Annotated in this window: 25 protein-coding genes and 1 riboswitch; of the genes, 7 read left to right on the top strand and 18 right to left on the bottom strand. The window is 59.9% G+C overall.

Annotated elements, in window-relative coordinates:
* Nucleotides 1-9 precede the first annotated feature (9 nt).
* The 5 genes from cobI to H4684_RS07035 are packed head-to-tail and all read right to left on the bottom strand — an operon-like array spanning nucleotide 10 to nucleotide 4,260.
* Complete coding sequence (cobI, locus tag H4684_RS07055) at nucleotides 10-720, bottom strand: precorrin-2 C(20)-methyltransferase (protein WP_092193895.1); 711 nt, start codon at nucleotides 718-720, stop codon at nucleotides 10-12.
* Nucleotides 717-1,592, bottom strand: a complete 876-nt coding sequence (locus tag H4684_RS07050; RefSeq protein ID WP_192623275.1) for an ABC transporter substrate-binding protein — start codon at nucleotides 1,590-1,592, stop codon at nucleotides 717-719. The genes cobI and H4684_RS07050 overlap by 4 nt, the downstream gene beginning before the upstream one ends.
* Nucleotides 1,585-2,370: an ABC transporter ATP-binding protein gene (locus H4684_RS07045; protein WP_244150399.1), complete on the bottom strand. Its 786-nt coding sequence runs from the start codon at nucleotides 2,368-2,370 to the stop codon at nucleotides 1,585-1,587. The genes H4684_RS07050 and H4684_RS07045 overlap by 8 nt, the downstream gene beginning before the upstream one ends.
* Nucleotides 2,367-3,374: a FecCD family ABC transporter permease gene (locus H4684_RS07040; RefSeq protein ID WP_092193892.1), complete on the bottom strand. Its 1,008-nt coding sequence runs from the start codon at nucleotides 3,372-3,374 to the stop codon at nucleotides 2,367-2,369. Before H4684_RS07040 ends, H4684_RS07045 begins: the two co-directional genes overlap by 4 nt.
* Before the next feature lie 4 nt (nucleotides 3,375-3,378).
* Complete coding sequence (locus tag H4684_RS07035) at nucleotides 3,379-4,260, bottom strand: sirohydrochlorin cobaltochelatase (protein WP_192623274.1); 882 nt, start codon at nucleotides 4,258-4,260, stop codon at nucleotides 3,379-3,381.
* A 93-nt stretch (nucleotides 4,261-4,353) separates the two neighbouring features.
* Nucleotides 4,354-4,531, bottom strand: a riboswitch (cobalamin riboswitch).
* A gap of 127 nt (nucleotides 4,532-4,658) precedes the next feature.
* Here H4684_RS07035 and H4684_RS07030 point away from each other — a divergent pair.
* The 4 genes from H4684_RS07030 to H4684_RS07015 all read left to right on the top strand — a co-directional run bounded on the left by H4684_RS07030 (nucleotide 4,659) and on the right by H4684_RS07015 (nucleotide 8,183).
* Nucleotides 4,659-5,255 carry a TetR/AcrR family transcriptional regulator gene (locus H4684_RS07030; protein WP_092193890.1) on the top strand — a complete coding sequence of 199 codons (597 nt, stop codon included), beginning with the start codon at nucleotides 4,659-4,661 and terminating at the stop codon, nucleotides 5,253-5,255.
* A gap of 52 nt (nucleotides 5,256-5,307) precedes the next feature.
* The gene (locus H4684_RS07025) at nucleotides 5,308-6,312 is read left to right on the top strand and encodes a TRAP transporter substrate-binding protein (protein ID WP_092193889.1); all 1,005 of its coding nucleotides are present in this window, start codon (nucleotides 5,308-5,310) and stop codon (nucleotides 6,310-6,312) included.
* Nucleotides 6,313-6,390: 78 nt separating this feature from the next.
* Complete coding sequence (locus tag H4684_RS07020; protein ID WP_192623273.1) at nucleotides 6,391-6,876, top strand: TRAP transporter small permease; 486 nt, start codon at nucleotides 6,391-6,393, stop codon at nucleotides 6,874-6,876.
* A complete protein-coding gene (locus H4684_RS07015) occupies nucleotides 6,873-8,183 on the top strand; it encodes a TRAP transporter large permease (RefSeq protein WP_092193887.1) in 1,311 nt (436 codons plus the stop codon). The genes H4684_RS07020 and H4684_RS07015 overlap by 4 nt, the downstream gene beginning before the upstream one ends.
* 184 nt (nucleotides 8,184-8,367) lie before the next feature.
* On the opposite strand, the gene H4684_RS07010 is transcribed toward H4684_RS07015, so the two are convergent.
* From H4684_RS07010 to H4684_RS06955, 12 genes are all read right to left on the bottom strand, one after another.
* Nucleotides 8,368-8,607 carry an amphi-Trp domain-containing protein gene (locus tag H4684_RS07010; protein ID WP_092193886.1) on the bottom strand — a complete coding sequence of 80 codons (240 nt, stop codon included), beginning with the start codon at nucleotides 8,605-8,607 and terminating at the stop codon, nucleotides 8,368-8,370.
* A gap of 121 nt (nucleotides 8,608-8,728) precedes the next feature.
* A complete protein-coding gene (locus tag H4684_RS07005; protein ID WP_092193885.1) occupies nucleotides 8,729-9,481 on the bottom strand; it encodes an MlaA family lipoprotein in 753 nt (250 codons plus the stop codon).
* The gene (locus H4684_RS07000) at nucleotides 9,474-10,055 is read right to left on the bottom strand and encodes an MlaC/ttg2D family ABC transporter substrate-binding protein (protein ID WP_192623272.1); all 582 of its coding nucleotides are present in this window, start codon (nucleotides 10,053-10,055) and stop codon (nucleotides 9,474-9,476) included. Before H4684_RS07000 ends, H4684_RS07005 begins: the two co-directional genes overlap by 8 nt.
* Nucleotides 10,052-10,510 carry an outer membrane lipid asymmetry maintenance protein MlaD gene (mlaD, locus tag H4684_RS06995; protein WP_192623271.1) on the bottom strand — a complete coding sequence of 153 codons (459 nt, stop codon included), beginning with the start codon at nucleotides 10,508-10,510 and terminating at the stop codon, nucleotides 10,052-10,054. Before mlaD ends, H4684_RS07000 begins: the two co-directional genes overlap by 4 nt.
* Nucleotides 10,507-11,700: an ATP-binding cassette domain-containing protein gene (locus H4684_RS06990; protein WP_192623270.1), complete on the bottom strand. Its 1,194-nt coding sequence runs from the start codon at nucleotides 11,698-11,700 to the stop codon at nucleotides 10,507-10,509. Before H4684_RS06990 ends, mlaD begins: the two co-directional genes overlap by 4 nt.
* 4 nt (nucleotides 11,701-11,704) lie before the next feature.
* Complete coding sequence (locus tag H4684_RS06985) at nucleotides 11,705-12,496, bottom strand: MlaE family ABC transporter permease (RefSeq protein WP_092193881.1); 792 nt, start codon at nucleotides 12,494-12,496, stop codon at nucleotides 11,705-11,707.
* Nucleotides 12,493-13,341 carry an HAD hydrolase family protein gene (locus H4684_RS06980; RefSeq protein ID WP_192623269.1) on the bottom strand — a complete coding sequence of 283 codons (849 nt, stop codon included), beginning with the start codon at nucleotides 13,339-13,341 and terminating at the stop codon, nucleotides 12,493-12,495. Before H4684_RS06980 ends, H4684_RS06985 begins: the two co-directional genes overlap by 4 nt.
* Nucleotides 13,338-14,210: a pyridoxamine kinase gene (locus tag H4684_RS06975; RefSeq protein WP_092193879.1), complete on the bottom strand. Its 873-nt coding sequence runs from the start codon at nucleotides 14,208-14,210 to the stop codon at nucleotides 13,338-13,340. Before H4684_RS06975 ends, H4684_RS06980 begins: the two co-directional genes overlap by 4 nt.
* A 111-nt stretch (nucleotides 14,211-14,321) precedes the next feature.
* Nucleotides 14,322-14,597: an HU family DNA-binding protein gene (locus tag H4684_RS06970; RefSeq protein WP_092193878.1), complete on the bottom strand. Its 276-nt coding sequence runs from the start codon at nucleotides 14,595-14,597 to the stop codon at nucleotides 14,322-14,324.
* Between the two features lie 438 nt (nucleotides 14,598-15,035).
* Nucleotides 15,036-16,847 carry a YgiQ family radical SAM protein gene (locus H4684_RS06965; protein WP_192623268.1) on the bottom strand — a complete coding sequence of 604 codons (1,812 nt, stop codon included), beginning with the start codon at nucleotides 16,845-16,847 and terminating at the stop codon, nucleotides 15,036-15,038.
* A 112-nt stretch (nucleotides 16,848-16,959) separates the two neighbouring features.
* Nucleotides 16,960-17,532, bottom strand: a complete 573-nt coding sequence (locus H4684_RS06960) for a periplasmic heavy metal sensor (RefSeq protein WP_192623267.1) — start codon at nucleotides 17,530-17,532, stop codon at nucleotides 16,960-16,962.
* Nucleotides 17,533-17,730: 198 nt separating this feature from the next.
* Nucleotides 17,731-18,060: a nucleotide pyrophosphohydrolase gene (locus H4684_RS06955; RefSeq protein ID WP_192623266.1), complete on the bottom strand. Its 330-nt coding sequence runs from the start codon at nucleotides 18,058-18,060 to the stop codon at nucleotides 17,731-17,733.
* 233 nt (nucleotides 18,061-18,293) lie between these two features.
* Between H4684_RS06955 and zraS the strand changes: the two genes are divergently transcribed.
* Both zraS and H4684_RS06945 read left to right on the top strand, forming a co-directional pair.
* Nucleotides 18,294-19,646, top strand: coding sequence for a two-component system sensor histidine kinase ZraS (gene zraS / locus H4684_RS06950; protein WP_192623265.1), 1,353 nt, complete (start codon nucleotides 18,294-18,296; stop codon nucleotides 19,644-19,646).
* Entirely contained in the window at nucleotides 19,643-20,977 is a 1,335-nt protein-coding gene (locus H4684_RS06945) for a sigma-54-dependent transcriptional regulator (RefSeq protein ID WP_192623264.1), read from the top strand. The genes zraS and H4684_RS06945 overlap by 4 nt, the downstream gene beginning before the upstream one ends.
* 10 nt (nucleotides 20,978-20,987) lie before the next feature.
* Here H4684_RS06945 and H4684_RS06940 read toward each other — a convergent pair whose 3' ends face one another.
* Nucleotides 20,988-21,773, bottom strand: a complete 786-nt coding sequence (locus H4684_RS06940) for a carbon-nitrogen hydrolase family protein (protein ID WP_192623263.1) — start codon at nucleotides 21,771-21,773, stop codon at nucleotides 20,988-20,990.
* A 303-nt stretch (nucleotides 21,774-22,076) separates the two neighbouring features.
* Here H4684_RS06940 and H4684_RS06935 point away from each other — a divergent pair, with 303 nt between their 5' ends.
* A complete protein-coding gene (locus H4684_RS06935; protein WP_192623262.1) occupies nucleotides 22,077-23,387 on the top strand; it encodes a (Fe-S)-binding protein in 1,311 nt (436 codons plus the stop codon).
* Nucleotides 23,388-23,640: the final 253 nt, after the last annotated feature.

The following is a 23,640-nucleotide window of genomic DNA, read 5'->3' as shown; positions in this document are numbered from 1 at the left end:
ATCCTTGGTTCAAAGTGATTCGTTTTTTGTCAGCAGCATGAGCGAGAGATAGGTCGGATTGTCCGGTGCCTCGTCCAGGCTGCGCGTAATGAACTGTTCCTTCATGCCCATTCTTGACGCAAAAACGCAATGGGTCGGGGTCGGAAAAGTGCGCAGTTCCTCGCGGATGGCCGAAAAATTGGTGTAGGCCTTGAGGATGACGGCATTGTCCGCACCCTCCAGGCTTCTGCGCAGATCGGCGGCGTCGCGGATGCCGGGCAGGATGAGCAGGTTCTGGGCGCTCTCGGCCAGCACGGTCTCGGTGGCCGCCGCCACGGCCTGAAAGGAGGTGATGCCGGGGATCACCGTCACCGCCTGCTCCGGGGCCAGGCCGCGCAGGGTGCGCAGCAGGTAGGCGAAGGTCGAATAGAGCAGTGGGTCGCCCAGGGTCAGAAAGGCCGCGTCGTGGCCCTTGGCAAGTTCATGGAGGACCAGGCGGGCGTTTTCCTCCCACGCGGATTGCAGGGTGCCCTCGTCGCGGCTCATGGGAAAGCCCAGGCGGATGACGCGCGCGTTCGGCTTCAAATGGGGCCGCGCGATGTCCAGGGCCAGGGAGTCGTCGTTCTTGGTCGAGGACGCCGCGAGGATGACGTCCACACGGCCAAGGATTCCCGCTGCCTTGATGGTCAAGAGTTCCGGGTCTCCTGGTCCAACGCCGATGCCGTAGAGATGGCCGCTCATGGTCGGACCTCCTTTTTCCAGTTTGAAATGATGGTTGAGAGTTGGCGAACGGCCTCAAGACTGCGCGGGCCGGGCCTTGAAAAGACCTTCTGGTCCACGACGTGGACTTGGCCGGAGTTCACGCAGGCCAGGGTGCGAAAGAGGCTGCGATCGGCCATGGGCACTGGGCTCGGGTTCATGGGGCCTGCCTGCATGAGATAGATGTCGGGGGCGAGGCGCAGGAGCTCCTCTTCGCCCAGGCGCACGAGCTTGTCCGGGGCGGAGACGCAATTTTTTCCACCGGCCTTGAAGATTATCTCCGACACCATGGAACCCTGTCCTGCCGCCAGGAGCGTGGGGTAGCGGGCCTCGAAGAAGACTTTCGGCCGGGGGGGCAGGTTTTGGGCTTCGATGCGCGCAAGTTCCGAGCGCATGAAACGGATGCGTTCCACGGCCTGATCCGTGCTGGCGGTCAGAGTGCCGAGGCGCTCCATGACGGAAAAAAGCTGGTCGAAATTCTCAAGATCAAAAACCGCGACCTTGAGGCCCCGTTTTTCCAGAAAACGCACCGGTTCCATGGCCTCGCCCCGGCCGCCGAGCTGTAGGACCAGGTCCGGCTCAAGGCCGAGGATCAGCTCCGCGTTGGGCCGCAAATGGGTGCCGATGGACGGCTTGCCGGCGATGGACGGGGGCTGGTCGTCGCCTGCGGTGCGGGCGATGAGCAGATCCTCGCGGCCCATGTCGGCCAGGATCTCGTTGAACGCGCCGTAGAGGGCGATGATCCGGGTCGCGGGGGCATCGAGGCGTATCCGGCGGCCCTCATCGTCGGTGACTGAGATCCCGTCCAGAGAGGTTGCGCCCGCTGCCGCCTGAAAAAGGAAAAGGTTAAGCACGAGGCACCAGATAAGCTTGGGGAGTCCCGGTGAGAGGATGCTCCGCCACGGCGAGGGGTGTTTCATATATGTCACTCAAGGTTTGGGCCGTGAAAATTTCGCGGGTCGGTCCATCGGCCGCGACGGAACCGTTTTTCAGAAAGACGAGGCGCTGGCAATAGAGGGCGGCCAGGTTCAGGTCGTGGGCCACGGTCAGGATTGTCAGCCCTGCGGCATTTTTGACTCGCAGCAGCTCGTAGAGGTCCATGGTCCGGGCCACGTCGAGGTTGGACGCGGCCTCGTCCAGCAGCAGGAGCCTGGTGTCCTGGGCCAGGGCCTTGGCCGTGATGACCCGTTGCAGCTCTCCGCCGGAGAGCGCTTCGGTGGCGCGTTCGGCGAGATCGAGGCTGCTGGTCTCCTCCATGGCCGCCTGCACGCGCAGGTAATCGTGCCTGGAGTAGCCGCCCAAAAATGAAATATGCGGGTAGCGTCCCATGAGCACCAGCGACAGGGCGCGCACCCCGGAAAGTCCCGGGTTTTTCTGGGCCACGGTGGCGCAATGCCGGGCCCGGGCCTTGGCCGACAGATCTCTTATGTCATGACCCGCGATGCGGATGCTGCCGTTGGCGTACGGCAGGACTCCGGACAGGGCGCGGATGAGGGTCGTCTTGCCGCTGCCGTTGGGACCGAGAATGCCCGTGAACTCGCCTTCCCCGACGTTAAGGGAGATGCCGCGAAGCACGGGTTGACCCTTGTAGCCTGCGCTCAGGTTCCGGATTTCGATCATCGGTGCGCTCACGGCCTGCGTCCCCTGGCCATGATCAGGCAGAAGAAGGGGCCGCCAAACAGGGCGGTGACCACGCCCACGGGTAATTCCGCTCCGTGGGAAAGGATGGTGCGGGCCAGGACGTCGGACCAAAGCAGCAGGATACCCCCGCCCAGGGCCGAAAAAAGAAGCAGGGGTCTGGAGTCCGGTCCGATGAGCATGCGCACCAGATGGGGCACCACCAGACCGACGAAGCCGATGATGCCGGAGACGCTGACTGCCGCGGCGGTCAGCATTCCGGCGCCGATGAGCAGGCCGATGCGCGCCCGTCCAACGGGTACGCCGACCTGCGCCGCCTGCTCGGACCCGAGGCCCAGGATGTCGAGTTCCCGGGCCAGGAAAAGGACCAGGGCGGAGCCTGCGATCATGTACGGCAGCATGAGCCCCACGTGCTCGAATCCCCGCCCCTGAAAGCTGCCCATGATCCAGAACACGATGGCCGCCACCGATTCCTCGTTCAATGACTTGATGAGGGCGATGGCCGCGCCGAGGAAGGTGGAGACGACGATTCCGCCCAGGACAAGGCTCTCGCGGGAGAAGTCTCCGGCCAGCCTGCTCATGGCCAGGACCAGGCTCATGGCGGCGAACGCTCCGCCGAGCGCGGCCAGCGGGAGGGTCGAAAGTCCAGCCACGGTCCAGCCCATGCCGAGAGCCAGGGCCGCGCCGCAGGCCGCGCCGCTGGATATCCCCAGGGTGAACGGGTCGGCCAGCGGGTTGCGCAGCAGGCCTTGAAAAACGCCGCCGGATACGGCCAGAGCCGCGCCGGTCAGGAACGAAAGCAGGATGCGACCCAGCCGGATGTCGCGTACGATGACCAGGTCCTGACTCTCGATTTGGCCATGGAGCATGGTCGCGAGGGCGTTATGGATGGCCTCAGCGGGCAGGGGGTAGGACCCGAAAAAAAGGGCCGCATAGATGGAAAGGGGCACGGCTGCCGCCATGGCCAGCCATGCCCTTGTGTGTCGCCTGTCGTTCATGGTGTCAGGGCAGGCGCTCCAGCGCCGCCTGCAGATGATCCAGCCAGATGTCGACGAAAGCCGGGACCTGTGCCGTTCCTCGCAGGACCGGAATGCAGGTCAGGCCGTCGGCGCCGAGCACGGATTTCCAGGAATCCTCCTCGTCTCCGGCCATGTCGTTCAGCGCATGGTCCCCGGCCACGGCCATGAAGGGCGCAAGATACACCCTTGAGACCTTGCGGTCTTTCAAGACCCGGCGCACGTCGTCCAAGGAAGGCGTGCCCTCGACGGTGCCGACCAGGACCAGCGGATCGTGCCGGTTCAGGGAATACTGCAGTCCGGAGTAATAGATGTTCGCCGGGTGGTGGGTGCCGTGGCCCAACAGGACGACGGCTTCGCCCGCTTTGCGTTCTGCCGGGAGACTGGCCATGATGGCCGAGGCGCAGGCTTCGACGTCGGCGGGTTCGGCCAGCAGAGGCAGGCCCAGGACCACGCTGTCCATGCCCTTGGGCAGGCCGGAAAAGGCCTGCACCGTGCGTTGCAGGCCGTGGAATTCCTCACCCGGGATGGTGTGCAGGGACTGCACGGCCACATGGGAGAAACCGTCGTCCATCATCCGTGCAAGGGCCATGGCCGGAGAATCGAAGTCCTGTCCCTGGGCGGCAAGTTTCTCGCGCACGATGCGCGAGGAATAGGCCCAGCGGATTTCAATGCCGGGAAAACGCAGCCTTGCTTTCTCCCCGATGTGATCCAGGGCGCCGCGCGCTTCGGGCACGGTGGTGCCGAAGGCTACCAGCAGGATTCCCTTTTTGGGCGGCCTATCCTTGTGTCCGGCCAGAACCGGGCCGTGCAGGGCGAGCAGAAAAAAGAACAGAAGAAGTCCGCAAACATGCGAGGCTTTGAACATGAGACCTCCAGGTTTGGCGGGGGCAGTGAGAAGAAAAAAGGACTGACGTCCAAGGGCGCGGCCCGCAAAAAACCCCCGTTGCAGGCAGCACGAACTGTGGTTGGACCTCGGACAGGTCTTCCGGCTCGTTTCACCAATCCTCGTCCTTCCCAGGAATGACCCCAGTGGACAGCGTGGAGGATGGCTTTTGAAACTTACGGCGGCGGGTCCGCTCCCGATTTGCACGGGATTCCCTTTTACACCCTAAGGTATCCGAAGTGGAAAAGACGCTAGTCGTGGCCCCGTGGGCTGTCAAGAAATCCTCCGTGGCGCACGCTTGACAGAATCAGGCTTGAGGAATACTTGGTCACAAAATGACTTCTGGTCACTTTATGACCGTTGTCCAACAAGGAATTCTCGTGGCCAGAAAGCAGCAGGAAAAATCACTCCAGACCCAGCGCGAACTACTCGATTCGGCGGAAAAACTTTTCGCCGCCAAGGGCTTTGTCGCTACCACTGTGGCCGAGATCACCTCGGACGCAGGCTATGCCAAGGGCAATTTCTATCGGCACTGGCAAAGCAAGGACGAGATCATGCTGGCCATCATCGCCATCAAGATGCAGTCCTACCGCGCCATGCGCGACGCCGCGTTGCAGGATGCTCACAGTCTTAAAGAGGTCATGGACCGCATCCTCGATTTTCTGGAGACCATGATCGACGACCGCAACTGGAGTTCGGTCTTTCTCGAATTCACCATCCATGCCTCCCGCAACGAGGACCTGCGCGCCCAGCTCAACCAGTCCCTGTATCGTCTCTCCAACGAGATTTTCGACGACATCGTCGCGCCGTATGTGCGCAGCGGTTATCCGGCGCGCAAGATCGGCGCCCTGAACACGGCCCTGTTCGAGGGTTTTCTGATCCATTCCCTGCTCGGGACGGGGACCATCGACCGCAAGGATTTTCGCCGGGCAGCCATGAAACTCGCTCTGGCCAACGCCCTGGATACCCAGGAATAATCAGGCTCGCGCATGGTGCGCGGTCTTACTTTTCACACGGAGGATTATTGTCATGAGGCTGTTCTTACGAGTCGCGACCCTGGCTTTCGTCGTTCTGGGATTTTCGGCGCAGGCCATGGCCGCGGGACCGGTCAAGCTGTCCTACAGCAATTTCTTTCCGCCGACCCACATCCAGTCAATTCTGGCAGAGGAGTGGTGCCGCGAGGTCGAGACCCGCTCAAACGGTCAGGTCGTCATCGACTACTATCCGGCGGGAACCCTGACCAAGCCCAAGGATTGCTATGACGGCGTGGTGCAGCGCATCTCGGACATCGGTCTCTCCGCGCTCGGGTACACCAAGGGACGTTTCCCGGTGCTGTCCGGAGTCGATCTGCCCATGGGCTACACGACCGGCGTGCAGGCCACGACACTGGCCAACGCCGTGTACGAGCAGTTCAAGCCCAAGGAATTCGATGACGTGCATGTCCTTTATTTCCATGCGCATGGACCTGGCAAACTGCACACCGCAGGCAAGCCCGTGACCTCCATGGAAGAACTGAAGGGCATGAAGATCCGCGCCACCGGCAACAGCGCAAGCGTCATCTCCGCCCTGGGCGGCAACCCGGTGGCCATGTCCATGCCCGATTCCTACCAGTCCATCCAGAAGGGCGTCGTCAACGGTGGAATCTATCCCGTCGAGACCAACAAGGGCTGGAAGATGGGCGAGGTAGTCGACTATTTGACGGACACCACCGCCGTGGCCTACACGACCACTTTTTTCGTGGTCATCAACAAGGATGTCTGGGCTTCACTCTCCCCCGAGGTGCAGAAAGCGATGACCGAGGTCAGCCGAGACTGGATTCCACGGCACGGAAAAGCCTGGGATGACAGCGACAAGGAAGGCCTGGAGTTTTTCCTGGCCCAGCAGGGCAACGCCGTGGTCACCCTGGATCCGGCCGAGGCCGAGCGCTGGACCAAGGCCATGGAGCCCATCTTCGGTGAATACGAGGCCGAGTGCGCCAAGGTCGGAGCGGACGGCAAGGCCGTGCTTGATTTCATGCGCGCCAATTTGAAATAGTCTTCAAAATACCTGAGTGTTGCAGGGGCACGAGCCGCAAGGTTCCTGCCCCTGTGTCATGTAGTCTGGAGAAAGCTTGTGGAGATCGTTGAAAAAATTCTGGCACGCATCGGAAGCGTGATGCGCATCGGCGGATGCCTGTGTCTCTTGGGCATGGCGCTACTGACCGTGGCCGACATTACAGGCAGGTTGAATCGCAGCCCCATTTTCGGCTCCGAGGAGATCGTCACCTTTCTGGCCGTTCTGGCGTTGGGGCTCTCTCTGCCTTACGCGCATTCACACCGTTCGCACATCGGGGTGGAGGTCTTCGTGCAGCTCATGTCCACCAAGGTGCGCCGTCGGCTCAAGCTATTCCGCGAAACCCTGTCCGTCATTTTTTTCGCCACGGTCACGGTCATGATGTGGGCGTATGCCCGGGACAAACATCTTTCCGGTGAGGTTTCCATGAATCTGGGTTTGCCCGAATACCTCTTCCTGTACGCGCTTGGCGCGTGCTTCGCCGTGGCCACCCTGACCATGTTCGTCGACCTTCTGCAATTTGTGCTGCAATGGAGAAAATCATGAGCCCGGCCGGAATCGGATTTTTGGGCATAGCGATCATGCTCCTGCTTTTCGCCACGCGCATGCCCGTGGCCTTTGTCATGGGCGTGGTCGGATTTGTGGGATTTTCCGTTCTGACTTCCGTTCAGGGCGGGTTGAACATGCTCAGCCGCAGCATGTACGAGGTCTTTGTCTCCTACGACCTGACGACCATTCCCCTTTTCATTCTCATGGGGCAACTGGCCTTCAACGCCGGCATCAGCAGGCGTCTTTTCTCGACTACCTACCATTTTTTCGGGCACATCCGAGGCGGACTGGCCATGGCCACGGTTTCGGCCTGCACCGCCTTTGGCGCTGTCTGCGGATCCAGTCCGGCCACGGCCGCGACCATGGCCACGGTGGCCATCCCGGAAATGAAGCGTTTCGGATATCGCGATCGTCTGGCGGCGGGAGCGGTGGCCGCGGGCGGCGGGCTTGGAATGATCATGCCGCCGAGCGTGGTGCTGATCATCTACGGCGTGCTCACGGAGCAGTCCATCGGGCGGCTTTTCGTCGCCGGAATCCTGCCTGCCTTTCTGCTGACAGGGCTGTTTCTGGGCGCGATCTGGGTCACGTGCCGACGGCATCCGGACTATGGGCCCGAGGCCGAGCATTTTTCCTGGGGCAGGCGTTTCAAGTCGCTGACCGGCCTCATCGATACGCTCATCATCTTCGCCGTTGTCCTGGCCGGGCTTTTCAAGGGCTGGTTCACCCCCACCGAAGCCGCGTCCGTAGGAGCATTCAGCGTACTGGTGCTGGGACTGGTGCGGCGTCAGCTGAACCTGCGGCTGATTTTCAAGTCCCTGGAAGAGACATTGCGCACCTCGTGCATGATCCTTTTTTTGGTGGCCGGAGCCGTGGTTTTCGGCAAATTCCTGGCCGTGACCCGCATCCCCTTCACCACGGCGAGCTACATCGGCGGCCTTGAAATTCCCGCGCTGGCGGTCATGGCCATCATCGTGTTCATCTATTTTCTCGGCGGATGCTTCATGGACTCCCTGGCCATGATCATGCTGACCGTCCCGGTCTTCTATCCGGTGGTCATGAACCTTGGCTACGATCCCATCTGGTTCGGTGTCATCATCGTGCTGGTCACGGAGATGGGGGTCATCACGCCGCCCGTGGGCATCAACGTCTACGTTGTCTACGGCGTGACCACGGCCATGAAGCAGAACATCAGCCTGGAATCCATCTTTCGCGGCATCTATCCCTTCCTGGTGGCCACGGTCATCGGCATCGCCATCCTGTTTTTCATCCCCCAGATAGTGACATTCCTGCCATCGCTCATGTGACGCTCGGGAAGCACCGCTCGCCCATGCCGCGCTGACCTCGTCAAGGGAGGAGATCAACGCGGACTTGGTCGAACGGGCGCAAGGCCCCTGATCGCGCAGGCCGCAAAAGTAAAGCCCCCCACCGAAATCTTCGGCGGGGGGCATGGGTCTTGAATCAGGTCATTTATCCGGACGCTTGTTTCGTTCAGGATTTCCAGGAAATCTCGATTTCAAGCTTGGTCTTGGTTTCGCCTTCCTTGTCCTTTTGCACCACACTGTACTCGATATCCACATCCTTGGGCACGGTCACCGTAATGGGGCCGTCAGCGGTCTTGAATTCGAACTTGCGTTTGGACAGGCCGTCCGCGATTTCCTTGAGCAGCATCCCGGTCATGTAGGCCAGGCGGGTTTCTTCTACGCTAACGAGCTTCTTCTTGTCGGACATGTTTCCTCCAGGTTCGTGTCGGGATTTATGGTCAATTGATCATTTCAATCAAGATATTCCGGACCCGGGAAAGTCAAGGTCACGCGTGACGTGTGACCTCATTGTCACATGAAAGCCGTCTTCATTCCTTCTCCAGGCCGAGTCTGTACTGGAAATAGACGTCCTTCATGCTCGTGTAGTGATCGAAGGATTCCTCCTTGATGCTCTTGTAGGCTGGGAGTTTGGCCGAGGCCGAGTTGGCCCTGTCATGTCCGATCAGTGCGTACTTTGCGCTGTCCGGGGTCACGAAGGAGAGAGGGTGCGCAAAGGAGTCCGCGACGGAGCCCACGGCATCACGCAGGGTGGTCGGCCCGAGGATGGGCAGCACCAGATACGTGCCTGAGTCCAGGCCGTAAAAGGCCAGGGTCTGGCTGAAATCCTCGGGGGAGGATTGCAGGCTCGGCATGTTGTGGGTGATGTTGAAAAGGCCGCCCACGCCGAAAAACGTGTTCAGGGCGAAGGACGCGGTCTCTTTGGCCATCTTGTCGAACTTGAACTGCAGGAGGGCGTTGATGAGACGCACGGGATACCCGAGATTGCGGTAGAAGTTACCGAATCCGGTGCGTATGTCCGGCGGGAAAAATCCGGTGTAGACCGTGTCGATGGGTGTGAACACGTAGGTGATGAAACCGTCGTTGAACGAAAAGACTCCCCGGTTGAAACCTTCCAGATGGTCGGGGTAGGGCCCATTTCCTTCGCCTTCGCCGTAAGTTTCCTCGTATTCCTGACCCGCCGCCACGTCTTGATTCAGGGCAGAGCTGGATTTCTTGCCGGCGCATCCCTGAAGCAGGATCACGCACAAGGTCAGGCAGAGCAGGAGAAGACGCTTATTCATTGGTTTTTTCCCTCAAGGTGGCAATGAGTTTGTCGGGCGAATTGTTTTGCAGGATGCTCCGGAACTGGGATCGGTAGTTCTTGATGAGGCTCACGTTTTCCACCGAGACGTCGTAGACCTTCCACGAAACGTCTTTTCTGATCATGTAGTAGATGATCGGAATGTTCAGGTTGGGGGATGTTATTGTGGTATGGACCTCGGCCAGGGTATCCGACTTGATGATCTCCTGGTTGTAATTCACCACCTCGTCATTGTAGGTGATGGATTTCTTGAGGTAGACCTGCTTGATGAGTTTCAGGAACAGGGGCTGAAATTCCTGCTTCTGCTCGGGAGTGAAGATTCTCCAGTATTGACCCAGGGAACGCTTGGAGAGTTCTTCGGCGTCAAAAAAATTGTCGACCACAGCTTCGATCTGACGCAATTGTTCGGTTTTGTTCGTTTCCGACTCGTATTCCGGAGACGTCAGGATGCTCACTACCTTGTCGACGTTGGCGCGGATGTAGCTTGTTGGGTTGTCCTGCGACACGGCGGGCGCGGGAAGGAGCAGGATGATGAAAAGAAACAGAATTCTCATTTGTCGACACTTCCAAATACATATTTAGAAATCATTTCCTCAATATCGAGGGCTGCCTGTGTATCCATAAGGATTTCCTGGTCTTTCAAGAGGACATCATCGGCACCGGGGATGATGCTCACGTACTTGTCGCCGATGAGTCCGCTTGTCTTGATCGCCGCCGTGGAGTCAACGGGAATCCCCACGGAATTGTCGATGTTCATGGTAATTACGGCCTGGTAAAGGGTCTGGTCCAGGGAGATGCTCGACACCTTGCCCACCGCCACGCCGGAAATCTCCACGTTGCTGCCGGCTCTTAGCCCGTTCACGGCCGTGAATTTGGCCGTGATCTCATAGGAGTCACCGGCGAAAAAAGTCGTGTTCGCGAGGGTCATGGCCAGATAGGCCGTGCAGGCGAGGCCCACGATGACAAAAAGGCCGATGGAAAGGTGCAGGGAGGAGTTGTTGGTCTTCATACGTACTTCTTGGATGTTGCAAGTGCTTCCTGAATGGCCGAATAGGCGCTCAGTCCTTGGGTTACCAGCGCGCCGCCGATCTCGACCTGAAGTCTGTGCTTGTGACAATATGTTTCAATGGTCAGGTTGGTGAAGAATGCCTCAAGCTGGCTTAGAAACAGCTCAAGTGTCGACTCGTCTGTGGTCTTGGCCGCAATGACCAGAATTTCCTTGGAAAACATGCCCGCACAGGCACCCTCGGGCAGAAAGGAACTCACGAACTTGGCCAGCTTTCTGATGAAGGCGTGGGCCAGAAGGTCTCCCTTGTAGTCCATCATGGTCCTCATGCCCAGAAGCCTGACCGTGACCAGAACAAGCTGCTCGGAGCCTTGGGCTTCGGCCCCGAAGGCCTCGACCTTGCGCATGAGCGAGAGCCTGTTGTGCAGGCCCGTCAATTCGTCGATGAGCATCTCGTGGCCGTGAGTGTAGGTGTAAAGCCCCGGGTCCGAGGACTGTTCCAGGGCCACGGGCGATCCGGAAAAGATGATCCGGCCCTCGTCGAGAATGTTCACGGTGTGCGCGATGTAGAAAATGTCGGGGATGTCGTGGGTGATGATCACCGCCGTGAAATTGAGCTTTTCATGGTAGCGGTGGATCATGGAGAAGACCGTCTTCTTGCGGATGGGGTCGAGACCCGTGGTCGGTTCGTCGAAAAAGATGATCTCGGGTTCCGTGACCAGCGCCCGCGCCAGGGCCACGCGTTTCTGCATGCCGCCGGAAATCTGTTTCGGATACATCTGCGCGACTTCGGTCAGTTCGAGCTGTTCGATGCGTGCGCGGACCTTGTCTTCCAGGTCCTTTTTGCCGAGCTTGAATTTTTCCCGCAGGGGCAGGGCGATGTTCTCGAACACGGTCATGGAATCGAAGAGCGCGTTGTTCTGAAACATGTAGCTGCAGCGGTTCTTGATCGCCGAGAAATCCTTTCGCTTCATGGTTGAATAGGGAAGTCCGTCGAAGATGATCTCCCCGCTGTCGGCGGTGATCAGCCCGATGATGTGCTTGACCAGGACGCTCTTGCCGCCGCCGCTCTTTCCGATGATGGCGGTGATCTCGTTTCGCTGGATGTCGAGAGTCGCTCCCCGCAGGATTTCCCTGCCGCCGAACGCCTTCGAAATATTGCGCAGTTGAATGAGAGGTGTTGTGCTGCTCATGTGCTCACATCAAAAAAGACGTTATGACGTAGTCGGAGACCAATACGTAAACGCATGACTGGACAACGGCGGATGTCGTTGAGTTGCTCACGCCTTCCGCACCGGCGCTGGATTGGTTCTGGTGCGTGTAATATCCGCAGTAGCAGGATATGGTGATGACGATGAAGGCAAAGACAAAGGATTTGACGAACCCTCCGGTTACGTCGGACAGGAGCAGGCTCGACTGGATTTTGCTGAAGAAGATCCCCGAACGGGAGCTTAGGAGCACGGAGGAAAAATAACCGCCCAGGATGCCCACGCAATCGAAAATCGCGGTCAGGAGCGGAAAACAGATCAGCGAGGCGATGATCTTGGGCGTGACCAGATAGCGGACAGGGTCCACGTCCATGGTCGAAAGGGCGTCGATCTGCTCGGAGATGCGCATGATCCCGATCTCGGCGCTGATGCTCGAACCGGCCCGGCCGATGAGCATGATCGCCGTCAGCACCGGCCCGAGTTCACGCACCAGGGACAGGGCCACGGCCACGCCGAGCATGCCTTCGGCGCTGAACTTGATCAGGGTGTAGTAGCCTTGCAGTCCAAGGACCATGCCCGTGAAGAAGGCCACGAGAATGATGATGTTCAGGGACTTGAAGCCAATGAAATGTATGTCGTGGAGAATCTTGGGCAGAAGGCGGCGCATGTGGATCATGCCCAGAACAGCAGTCAGGGAGAAGACTCCCCACTGTCCCACGTTCTTGACGATATCAAGCGATGTTGCCCCGAGCAGTGCGGGGACGGCCAATATTTTTTTCATGCTTCCGTCATGCCGGCATGGAATCTTTCCATGTAGTGCGCGATGGCAAATGCCACTGCGTCACTGTTTTCCGGGGTTGTAATGTATTTGCCTTCATTATCCAGAAATGCGTCAGCGACTTTGAAGGACATCTGTACCAGTTCGAGCATGTCCCTGTCATTGTGATCGTTGCCGATGGCCGCGCTTGGGGCTCCGTGCAGATCGTGATGATCGACCAGATGCATTATGCCGGAGGCCTTGGAGACATCCGCCGCGAAGATTTCGATCCACACGGACTGTCCATCCAGCGGTGATGTGGCCCTGATCACGCTGTGATTCCCCAGTTCCCGGCTGACGCGGTCATGCATTGCCGCGTCGTTTCCGTCAACGATAGCCACGATCTGGGATGCGGCGCGCATTTCGCGCGAGCCTGTGTTTTCCCGTCCGTGGTCTGCGTACAGGGCCAGCCGTCGATCGAAATCCGCGACGTTTCCGTGCCCCCGGTGGTACTCGAAACGATGGCTGTGCGGAAATTCATCGTGCACCATGAAGCTCAGTCCGAGCCCGGACAGGAAACGGCAGATATCCTGCACTTCACGCCCCGTCATGAAGGACGAGCGCATGACCTCCTGCGTCGGCCAGTTCACGATCTGGTTTCCGGTCGAGAGGATCAGGTAATCGGCCGGAAAATCATCCGCAAGACAGGCCCTGGCCGAATACAGCGAGCGCCCCGTGGCGATGACGCGCATTATCCCCTGATCGCGCAGCCCTCTGAAGGCCCGCAGATCGCCATCGGAGATCCGGCCGTTCCGCAGCAATGTCCCGTCGAGGTCGCTGACGAATATTCCGCGGTATCGATCGGTCATATCAGTTCAAAGCTGCTCATGGACACGGGGGCGTTAAGGCTCGGGAGCACCCGTTCCAGAAAGACTCCCTCGCGTTCCGGAAAATTGTGGCCGAAGGTGGCCCGGATGGCCATGGAGACGAACTGCACGGCCCGGTCCAGGGACAAGGGCAGAGAATCGCCCTGCAACAGAGAACCTGTTATCACGCTGGCGAAAATATCTCCAGTGCCGGGGTAACATGCAGGAATGTATGGGCATGCAACCTTCCAGAAGCGGCTGGCGTCCTTGTCGAAGGCCACGACCGACGTGCCCCGGCCGTGCTCTTCGGGAACACTGGTGATGATGACGCAGCGTGGGCCGAGATCAGCCAGGGCGCGGGCCCAAATCTTTATTTCCTTGGTTCCCGAGATGACCGGAGGGCCTGCCTTGTCCAGCAGCAGGGCCGCCTCCGTGATGTTCGGTGTGATCACGTCGGCGGAGGCGACAAGGCTGCGCATGCCGTCGACCATGCATCTGTCCATGGTGTCGTAAAGCTTTCCGTCATCGCCAAGCACCGGATCGACCACGACCAGGGTGGAATCGGTGCGGAATGTCTTTATGAAATCACTGACGATGTCGATCTGTTCCGGCGACCCCAGAAATCCGGAGTATATGCCGGCAAAGGACAGCGACAATTGGCGCCAATGGTCGATGATGTAGCGCATGTCCGAGGTCAGGTCGCGGAAATGGAAGTTGGCGAAGCCGCCCGTGTGGGTGGAGAGGATGGCTGTGGGCAGGCTGCAGACCTGAATTCCAAGGGCTGAAAGAATGGGGATCACAGCCGAGAGTGACCCCCCTCCGAACCCGGAAAGATCATGAATAGCAGCGACGCGTTGGATCACGGAATGCAATGCCGAAGCTCCATGAAAAGACGTTCAACCTATTCGGGACGATCAGGTTGCAGTCTTTTATTAAGGTGTGCCGCGAGCAATTGCGTCAAAACGGCCCCTCATGTCAACGGGCTAACCGTTGAGATAGTCGAGCAGACCCTTGCCGGCCTTGAAGAAAGGCATTTTCTTGGGCTTGACCTGCACCGACTCCCCGGTCTTGGGATTGCGGCCGACGTATCCTTCATACTGCTTGATTTTGAAACTGCCGAACCCCCTGATTTCAATCCGGTCTCCGCGCAGCAGGGCGTCGCGCATGGAGTCGAAAAAGCTGTCCACGATGGTGGAAGCTTCATCGTTGGAAATCTTGATTTTTTCGGCAAGGGACTGAATAAGTTCGCTTTTGTTCATTGTTCGCTCCAGATTGCGATTCGGGAAAACTCATGATCCTCAAGGGATGGTTCATGGACGCCGGGGCATTTGTTCAAGTCAGACCGGGCAATGTCCAAGACTTGTGACTTGGGGCAAAAGACGCGGTCCATCATGAAAATTCAGAACTTCATAATAAAAATCAAGAACTATGGGAAGTTATTCTCTTCATGTTCTTAAAAAAAAAATTATCTTTCGCCGGTCTCTCGGCCACGTTTGGTCCTCGCCCGATTGCCGGCCAGGTCCGGGCTTCCTGCGAGAATCTTCTTCTATTTGATATTACAGTCAAATCCAGAAAAAGACAATTCTCTTCTTGAAAAATGTGCATAAAAATCAAAGGACAAAAAATGTCCTCCACGCCCTGCGTGTCAGGGAAAGAAGGGCGTAAGCCGGGTAACTGTCCGAAGGAAGGGAACTTCTTTATTTCTTTTTGCGGCCCGATTTTTTCTTTGCGGGGCCGGCACTTCGCGAAGGCGCCGCACAACGGTTCGCGCAGCTTTTCGGGCGAGGTTCGCGCCTTGCGTCCATGGGACGTCCGGGAGTCCTGTCTTCAGGCGGGAGCAGGATGCGATGCTGGCGCAGCCGTTCTTCGTCGGTGCGGGGCACATGGACGGGTTTGCCTTCCGGCGTGATGCCCGCATGATACATGGCCGTGGCCACGGCTCCGGGGATGGGGATGAAGCACTGCACCTGTCTTGGCTTCCAGCCGCGGGCGCCGAGCCACCCTGCCAGGGCGCGCATGTCGTCGTCGGTGGTGCCCGGGAAGGCGCTCATCAGGTAGGGGATGACGTATTGTTCCTTGCCCGCCTGTTTCGATTCGCGGGCGAAGATGGTCAGAAATTCCTCGAAAACGCGGTTGCCGGGTTTGCGCATCAGCCGCAGGACGTGGTCGCAGACATGCTCGGGCGCGATTTTGAGCTGGCCGCCCACGAATTCACGCAGATAGCCGCCGAGGGCGACCATGTCTTTAAGGGCCAGGTCGAAGCGAATTCCGCTGGCCACGCGCACGCCGCGCACGCCAGGAGTGCGGCGCAGGGTGCGCAGCAGATCGAGGTGGGCCTTCTGGTCCATGCTGAAATGCGGACAAACGGTGGGCGTCATGCAGCTTGCCCGTTTGCAGGGCTGTCCTTCCTTGTCGCAATACGCGCCCCACATGTTGGCGCTGGGGCCGCCGACGTCGGAGACATGGCCCTTGAAGTCAGGGCTTGCCGCCATGCGGCGGACCTCGTCCAGAATGGAGTTCCGGCTGCGCGAGGCGATGCGTCGACCCTGGTGCAGGGCCAGGGTGCAAAACGAGCACCCCCCGCCGCAGCCGCGATGGCTGGTCACGGAGTCGCGGATCATCTCTTCGGCCGGGATGGGCTGGTTGTAGGCGGGGTGGGCCTTGCGGGCGTAGGGCAGGGCGTAGACCCTGTCCATTTCAGCCGTGGTCAGCGGCGTGGCCGGCGGCGCGATCAGGATGGAGCGGTTGGCGACGCGCTGCACGGCCCACTGCGTGCCGTCGTGGACCTGTTTTTCGAGCAGGAGGGTGGCCCGCATCAACTCCTTGGGGTCGGCGAGCATGTCTTCGTGGCTGGGAAGTTCGATATCTGCGGGGAGATCGCCGTCGGCGATGACGGTGCCGGGGATGCCCCTCAAATCTCGGTCTGCCTGCAATCGGGTCGCGATGTCCAGGATGGCCCGTTCGCCCATGCCGTAAACCACGGCGTCAGCCTTGGCATCAAGGAGGATGGGTTTGCGCAGGGCATCGGTCCAGAAATCGTAATGCGTGATGCGCCGCAGCGAAGCCTCGATGCCGCCCAGAACCACGGTCAATCCCGGAAAGGCGCGCCGCAGCAGGTTGGTGTAGACGATGCATGCCCGGTTAGGTCTGGCTCCGGCCCTGCCGCCGGGCGTGTAGGCGTCTTCGGAGCGTTTTTTGCGAAAGGCGGTGTAGTGGGCCAGCATGGAGTCGATGGCTCCGGCCGAGACCCCGGCGAAAAGACGCGGGCGGCCCATGACAAGCATGTCCTCGGGATCACTCCAGCGTGGCTGGGTGATGATGCCGGTGCGCAGTCCATGCGCCACCAGCGTCCGGCCCAGAAGGGCCATGGCGAAGGACGGGTGATCCACGTAGGCGTCGCCGCTGACCAGGAGCACATCAAGTTCGTCCCAGCCAAGCTGGTCCATCTCATGGCGGGTCATAGGCAGAAATTTGGGCTGGGGCAGGGATTTGCTGGAAAAAAGGCTCATGGTTCGGGCCTATAGGCCCCCTCGCCCGAGTGGGCAAGAACAAAAAAGGCGGCCCGAAGGCCGCCCGGCAGGCGATGTCGCCCTGAGTGCGAAGGGATTTGCTTGATGTGCCTTATGCGCCCGGAGTGGCGGGAGCGTCGTTCGGGGCTGGCACCATGTCCGGACCTATGCCAGGATTCATGCCGGGATTCATGCCCCGGCCCATGCCGCGCTGGCCGAATTCACCGTGGCCACGGCCATGTCCGCCCTTGCCCCGGCGGTCATGCATGCCAAAACCCATGGGCAGGTCGATGCCGATTTCCTTGCTCACCCTGGCCTGCAGGGCTTCGCGCTTGGTCTGCATCTGGACGCGCAGGTCGCTCAATTCGCCGACCAGGGCGGTGATGGTTTCAGGCTTGGTGTTGGGGTTGCCGGACAGGGCCTTGAGCAGGGTGTGCTTCTCCCACATGGCGTTGTGCATGGGGGCCATGTCCTTGCGGTGTTCGTCCAGGATGCTCTTGAGCTGGTCCTGCTTTTCCTGGGGCAATTGCTGGATGGCAGGGTTCATGTTCCGGCCCGTGCAGTCCCCGGCGCCGCCCATGCCACCCATGCCGCCGTTGCCGCGCATGGGGCCGGCGAAAGTCAGGGTGCTGAGTACGATGATGCCGAAAATGGCCAGGATTGCGATGCTTGTCGTTCTTTTCATGAGATCCTCCAAATGGTTTTGATTAGCGAATGTACCAAAGAGGATATCAAGGGGCGTGCCAGAGTGGGTTTTGTTCTTCAACTTGCTGTTTTATTTGATTTTTAAAACTACGACTGTTGATTGTGCTATTTCGGGCCTCGTGAGAGCGGATAGAATCTGACCACCTGCCTGAAGCTTCTGGTCAGATTCTGACCAGGTTCACTCCGAATGCAGTTTTGGATTGTTTTTGTGGCGATTTTTGTCGCGCAGGGTTTTCTTTTCGAGGTTGCGGCGCATGGCGTCCGTCAGATCGACCCCGGTCTGGTTGGCGATGCAGGTCAGCACAAAAAGGACATCGGCCAGCTCGTCGCCCAAATCGGTTTTCTCGTTGTCCTTGAAGCTCTGGTCTCCGTAACGGCGGGTCATGATGCGGGCCACCTCGCCGACCTCTTCCATGAGAATGCCAAGATTGGTCAGCTCGGAAAAATAGCGAACCCCGATTGTCTTTACCCAGGCATCGACATCTTCCTGCAGTTCGTTAAGGCTCATGATGCGCTCCTTTTCGGCCTGCCTACGAAATCCTTTCCTGCGTGGCAATGCGCGCGTGGGCGAGGATTCCTGGAGTCCGTCAACGTCAAGGGAAACAGCGAGGGGTGCCTGTCATGACCGGGCAGGCAGGGTATTTGCTAGACGTGGGCTTCGTTGGTAGTTTCCATGTTCAAGAATGACAATCAGACCGCGAGGCGTGCCGGGCACGCCTCGCTTCAAGGACGGCACGGGCAATGACCAATCAGGCACCTCTTTCGACATCCATTTTCTGGCGGCGGCGCGGTCTGGTCCTCTTTGTGCCGGCGGTGCTGGCGGCCGCGATCCTGATCTGGCTCGCCGTGGAGGGACGCGCGCGGGAGCAGCGCACCATCGCCCGCATCCTGACCACCCAGGGGGAGACCTTGATCCGGTCCGTGGAGGCCGCCCGGCGCATGGGCATGCGCGGGCAGGAGGGGAGGCAGTTCCGCCTGCGTTTCCTCATGGACGAGATGATCCGGCAGGGGGACCTGCGCTTTTTGGGGCTGATCGACGCGGCAGGGCGCTTCGAGGCCCTGAGCGAGGCCGAGCCCGGCAGCGGCGTCACGGCGGAGGCGTTATCCGCCCTGCCCGCATCCACGGAGCCCGCGTGGGCCATCATCCAGCCCGGCGATGATCCGCTCTTCGTGGTCTATCGCTATTCCCGTCCGCCCCGGCGCGCCATGCATGGCGGCATGATGCACGAAGCCTTCCCGAATTCTGTCGATGAGCACACGCTCATCGTAGTGGGCCTTGACGCCTCGCTCTATCTGCGCGCCGTTCGCAAGGATGTCCTGACCCTGGCCATGGCCGGTGGCCTTGGCCTGGCCCTGGCCTTTGCTGGAGCGGTCACGCTTTTCTGGCGACGCAAGGTGGCTGGGCTTGAAAGAGAGGTGGCCCGGCAGGAACGCCTGGCCGCGCTTGGCACCCTTGCCGCCGGAGTGGCCCACGAGATCCGCAATCCCTTGAGCTCCATCAAGGGCTTTGCCACCTATTTCGGTGCCAAGTTCGAAGCCGGGACCCAGGATCGGGAACTGGCCGAGGTCATGATCGGCGAGGTCGACCGCCTGAACCGTGTCGTGACCGAGCTGCTTGAGCTGACCCACCCTGCGCAGCCGCGCCTTGCGCCCACCGATGTGTCCGACCTTGTCCGGCATGCCCTGAAGCTCGTGGAAGGTGATTGCCAGGGCAAGGGCATCGCCGTGCAAACCCGGATCGCGGAACTTGAGAAACAGTCTCTCGACCCGGACCGCATGCTGCAAGTCCTGCTGAATCTGTTCCTGAACGCCATCCAGGCCATGCCGCAAGGAGGCGTCCTGACCGTTTCCGCGCAGCGCGTGAAGGACCGGCTTGAATTGCGGGTGAGCGACACCGGCCACGGAATCCCGGCGCAGGATCTGGACAGGATATTCGACCCGTATTTCACCACCAAGAATCAAGGGACCGGCCTTGGGCTGGCCACGGTCAGAACCATGGTGGAGGCCCACGGCGGACAGGTGCGGATTGCGTCCGAGCCGGGGCAGGGCACGCAAGTGACCCTTGATCTGCCTGTAAAGGGAGAAAATCGATGAAGGCGCGAATTCTGGTGGTTGATGATGACCGGGCCCACATGACCATGCTCGTGGCCATGCTCGGCAGCTGGGGATACGAGGTCGATACGGCGGATGACGGGGCCATGGCCGTGACCAGGGTGCGCGAGCGCGCCTACGACGTGGTCCTGACCGACGTGCGCATGGCCGAGGTGGACGGGATCGAGGCCTTGCGCCGGATAAAGAGCTACAACCCCTATCTGCCCGTGCTGATCATGACCGCCTATTCTTCCGTGGACGTCGCGGTCCAGGCCCTGAAAGCCGGAGCTCTGGACTATCTGCACAAGCCTCTTGATTTTAACGAGCTGCGCACCGGCCTTGAACGGGCGTTGGAGCAGGGCGGGGCTCAGCGCGTGGTGGGGGCCGGCGGCGCGGCGGACCCGGTTTCGGAGATGATCGGCGACTCGCCCCCCATGCGCGAGCTTACGGCCATGATCCGGGCCGTGGCCCCATCCGAAGCATCCGTGCTGATCCTGGGCGAATCCGGCACGGGCAAGGAGCTGGTGGCCAAGGCGCTGCACGAGGGGAGTCCGCGCAAGGCCAGACCGATGGTCACGGTCAACTGCGCGGCCCTGGCGGAAAATCTGCTCGAAAGCGAGCTCTTCGGGCATGAAAAGGGGGCGTACACCGGGGCGCAGCGTCAGCGGGACGGACGGTTCGTGCAGGCCGACGGCGGCACCCTCTTTCTGGACGAGATCGGAGAGATGGCTCCCGGGTTGCAGGCCAAACTCCTGCGCGCCTTGCAGCAGGGGGAGGTGCAGCGCCTGGGCAGCGATAGATCCATCCGCGTGGACGTGCGGGTTCTCGCCGCGACCAACCGCGACCTTGAGGCGGAAGTCCGGGACGGCGGCTTTCGAGAGGATTTGTATTACCGCCTGAACGTCATCGCCCTGCGTGTTCCCGCGCTCAGGGAGAGGCCCGAGGACATTCCCCTGTTGGCCCGGCATTTCCTGCACCGCTTCGCTGAACGCAACCGCAAGAGCTATCGCGGTTTTTCACCCCGAGTCATGGACCTGATGCTTCATTACGACTGGCCCGGCAACGTGCGTGAGCTGGAGAATGTGGTGGAGCGCGCGGTCATCCTTTCGCCGGGCGAATTCGTCACGGAGAATGACCTGCCCGCGACTCTGCGCGGGTCCGCGAAGTCGGACACGGGTCCGTCCGGCGGGCAATCATTGGAGGATGCGGAGCGCGAGGCCATCGCACGCACCCTGGAGCAGGTGGGCAACAACAAGAGCGAGGCCGCGCGCGTGCTGGGGGTGACCAGGGTCACCCTGCGCAGCAAGATGAAGAAGTTCGGGCTCGATTCGTGAAGGACGTGTTCTAGTAGCGGTCCGGCGCGTAGCGCTTGGCGGGCAGGCCCGTGGCCAGTTCCAACTCCAGTTGCTGGACCAGAAGCCCCGGCTGCCCGTAGGGCTGATGCGCCAGGCAGGAGCCGTCGGGTGCGACCAGGCTGGTGGCCGAGTCCTGGTAATCGAGGGCATAGTTCACGCTGGCGAAAAAGATGCCGTTTTCAACGCTGCGGCAGACCATGGCCATCTCGTAATAGGGGCCGTCCGGGTCTCCCCAGGCCTGGGACGTGCGTCCGGTCGTGTTGCTGCCGGTGCATTGGGGATGGAAGACGATCTGGGCTCCCCGGCAGGCCGACCAGCGGACGGTTTCCGGGTAGCGCCATCCCTCATGGCATATGACCACTCCAAACTTGACTCCGTTCATTTCGAAAATCTGCCGCCCCCGGCCGGGGATATAAATTCCTTCTTCGCCTGGATCGAGTTGGGTCTTGCACTGGCGTCCCATGATCCTGCCTTCGGGTGAAATAACCTGTACAAGGTTGTAGCGCCCTTGCTCCGAAGGCCATTCCATGGGCAGTATGACTCCCATTTCATGGTCGGCCGCGGCCTTGCACTCCATCTCCAAGGCTTCGCGCAGCTCTGCTTGTTCACACAGGGGAATGGAAAAATGCTGGCCGCGCATTCCGGGCAGATATGCTTCGGGAAAACAGAGCAGGTCCACGTCAAAAGAAGCGGCCTGGTCCATGAAATCGAGGATGTTCCGGAGCGAATGCTCCATCGACATGGGAACGGGGGCAGTGGCGAGTCCGATGCGCATAGACGGTCCTTGGATTTGGAGGGTGGACGTTCTTGTTTGCGCGTCTAGCTTGAAATACTTAAAAATTCAAGAGCGCGAAGAGAAGAATACTCATTTATACGTATTCTCATTTTTTATCTTTCAGTTATGATAACAAGTTTTATTCTGATCTGATGATCGTCCAAAATTGGCGGATTTCGAAGTTTGAGTGACCCGTTGCCATTTTCGAAAACGAACATATCATGTTGACTTGTGAAAATATCTGAAAGATAATTTTAATCACAAAATTGTGTGTGTGATAATTTTTTTTGGGCAAGGGTAGCCATGAGCACTCCATCTTGTTTCATGAGTCCGGATTTGCGCTCCTTTTTGGAGCGGTTCGATTTTTCAGCCTGCATGGTCTGCGGCTCCTGCGCCAATGGCTGTCCGATCACGGGGACGCCGGGCATGGCGGGGTGGGATACGCGCAAGGTCATGCGTCTTCTGGCCAATGGGATGGCGGATGAAGTCGTGGCTTCCAATTTTCCCTGGCTGTGCACGGGTTGCGGCCGCTGCGCGGGAGTCTGTCCGGCGGGCATCGACATTCCGTCAGTCATGGCCCACATGAAAAGCCTGCGGCCGCGCGAGGCGGTTCCCGGATCGCTGCACAAGGGCATGGCCAACAATCTGGCCACGGGCAACAATCTGGCCATCAGCCGGGAAGACTACCTCGGCGGCATGTACGACCTGGGCCGGGACCTGGCTCAGGAATGTCCGGGATTTCATGTGCCTGTGGACAAGAAGGGCGCGGACATCCTCTTTTTTCCCAATTCCAAGGAAGTCTACGGCGATTTCGAGGACCAGTTCTGGTGGTGGAAGATTTTCTACGCCGCCCGCGAAAACTGGACCGTGCCCTCCACCGGCTGGGAGGCCGTGGACTGGGCGCTCTTCACCGGCAACTATGACGGCAATCGCGAGCTTGCCCGCCGCAAGATCGAATACATGCAGTCCTGCGCCATAAAAACCATGATCATGCCCGACTGCGGTGGCGGTTCGTATGGCTGCCGCAAGGGCATGAGCGCGCTGGCGGCGGAAAATCCGGACAGTGCCGTGGATTTCGTCTATCTCTACGATTATCTTCTGAAACTGATCCGCGAGGGCCGCGTTCGCCTGGACAAGAGCGTGCACAAGGGCCGGCGTTTCACCTTTCACGATTCGTGCAAGCACGGCCGCGAACTGGCGGCGCATTACGGCAAGGGCTATTTCGACGAACCGCGCGAGATCGTGGCGGCCTGCGTCGATGATTTCGTGGAACTGACCCCGACCCGCGAGAAGAATTTCTGTTGCGGAGCGGGCGGCGGCATGTGGCCCATGCCCTTCGAGCAGGAGTCGGCCTGGCACGCGCGCTACAAATATCAGCAGATCAAGGATTCGGGCGCGGACGTGGTGGTCGTGGGCTGCTCCAACTGCCGCGACCAGATCATGCGCCGCATCCCCAAATTCTACCCCGATTGCACCTACGAGGTGAAATACATCTGGCAGCTTGTGGCCGAAGCGCTGGTCATCGAACCCTGGGAGGCAGAACGGATCGCATCGGCGCAGGCCGAAGCCCGGGAGCAGTGGGAGCGGCTGGGGGTGGAGCAGGAGGAAGAGTAGCCAGTTCGGCCGGGCTTTGGCCTACTTCTCAAAGGCCTTGATCAGGTACGACATATCAATGATGGCGGTGCCTTGGGCGCACGCATCGAGGATGTCGCTGTCTTTCCAGCCCAGTTCGCCAGAGTCGCCATTTTCTTTTCGAGCACGGCTTCTGTGGCCAGAGCTTTGCGCACCACGTGCAGCAGGGCGTCGGAAAACACATCAACGGGTCCGCCTCGGGCTCCAGTCTGCTCGCCAACCCTGAAAGCAGCAT

It is taken from the genome of Desulfomicrobium macestii (genome assembly GCF_014873765.1).
Taxonomy (GTDB): domain Bacteria; phylum Desulfobacterota; class Desulfovibrionia; order Desulfovibrionales; family Desulfomicrobiaceae; genus Desulfomicrobium; species Desulfomicrobium macestii.
This window is presented reverse-complemented; position numbering and strand designations above follow the sequence as displayed.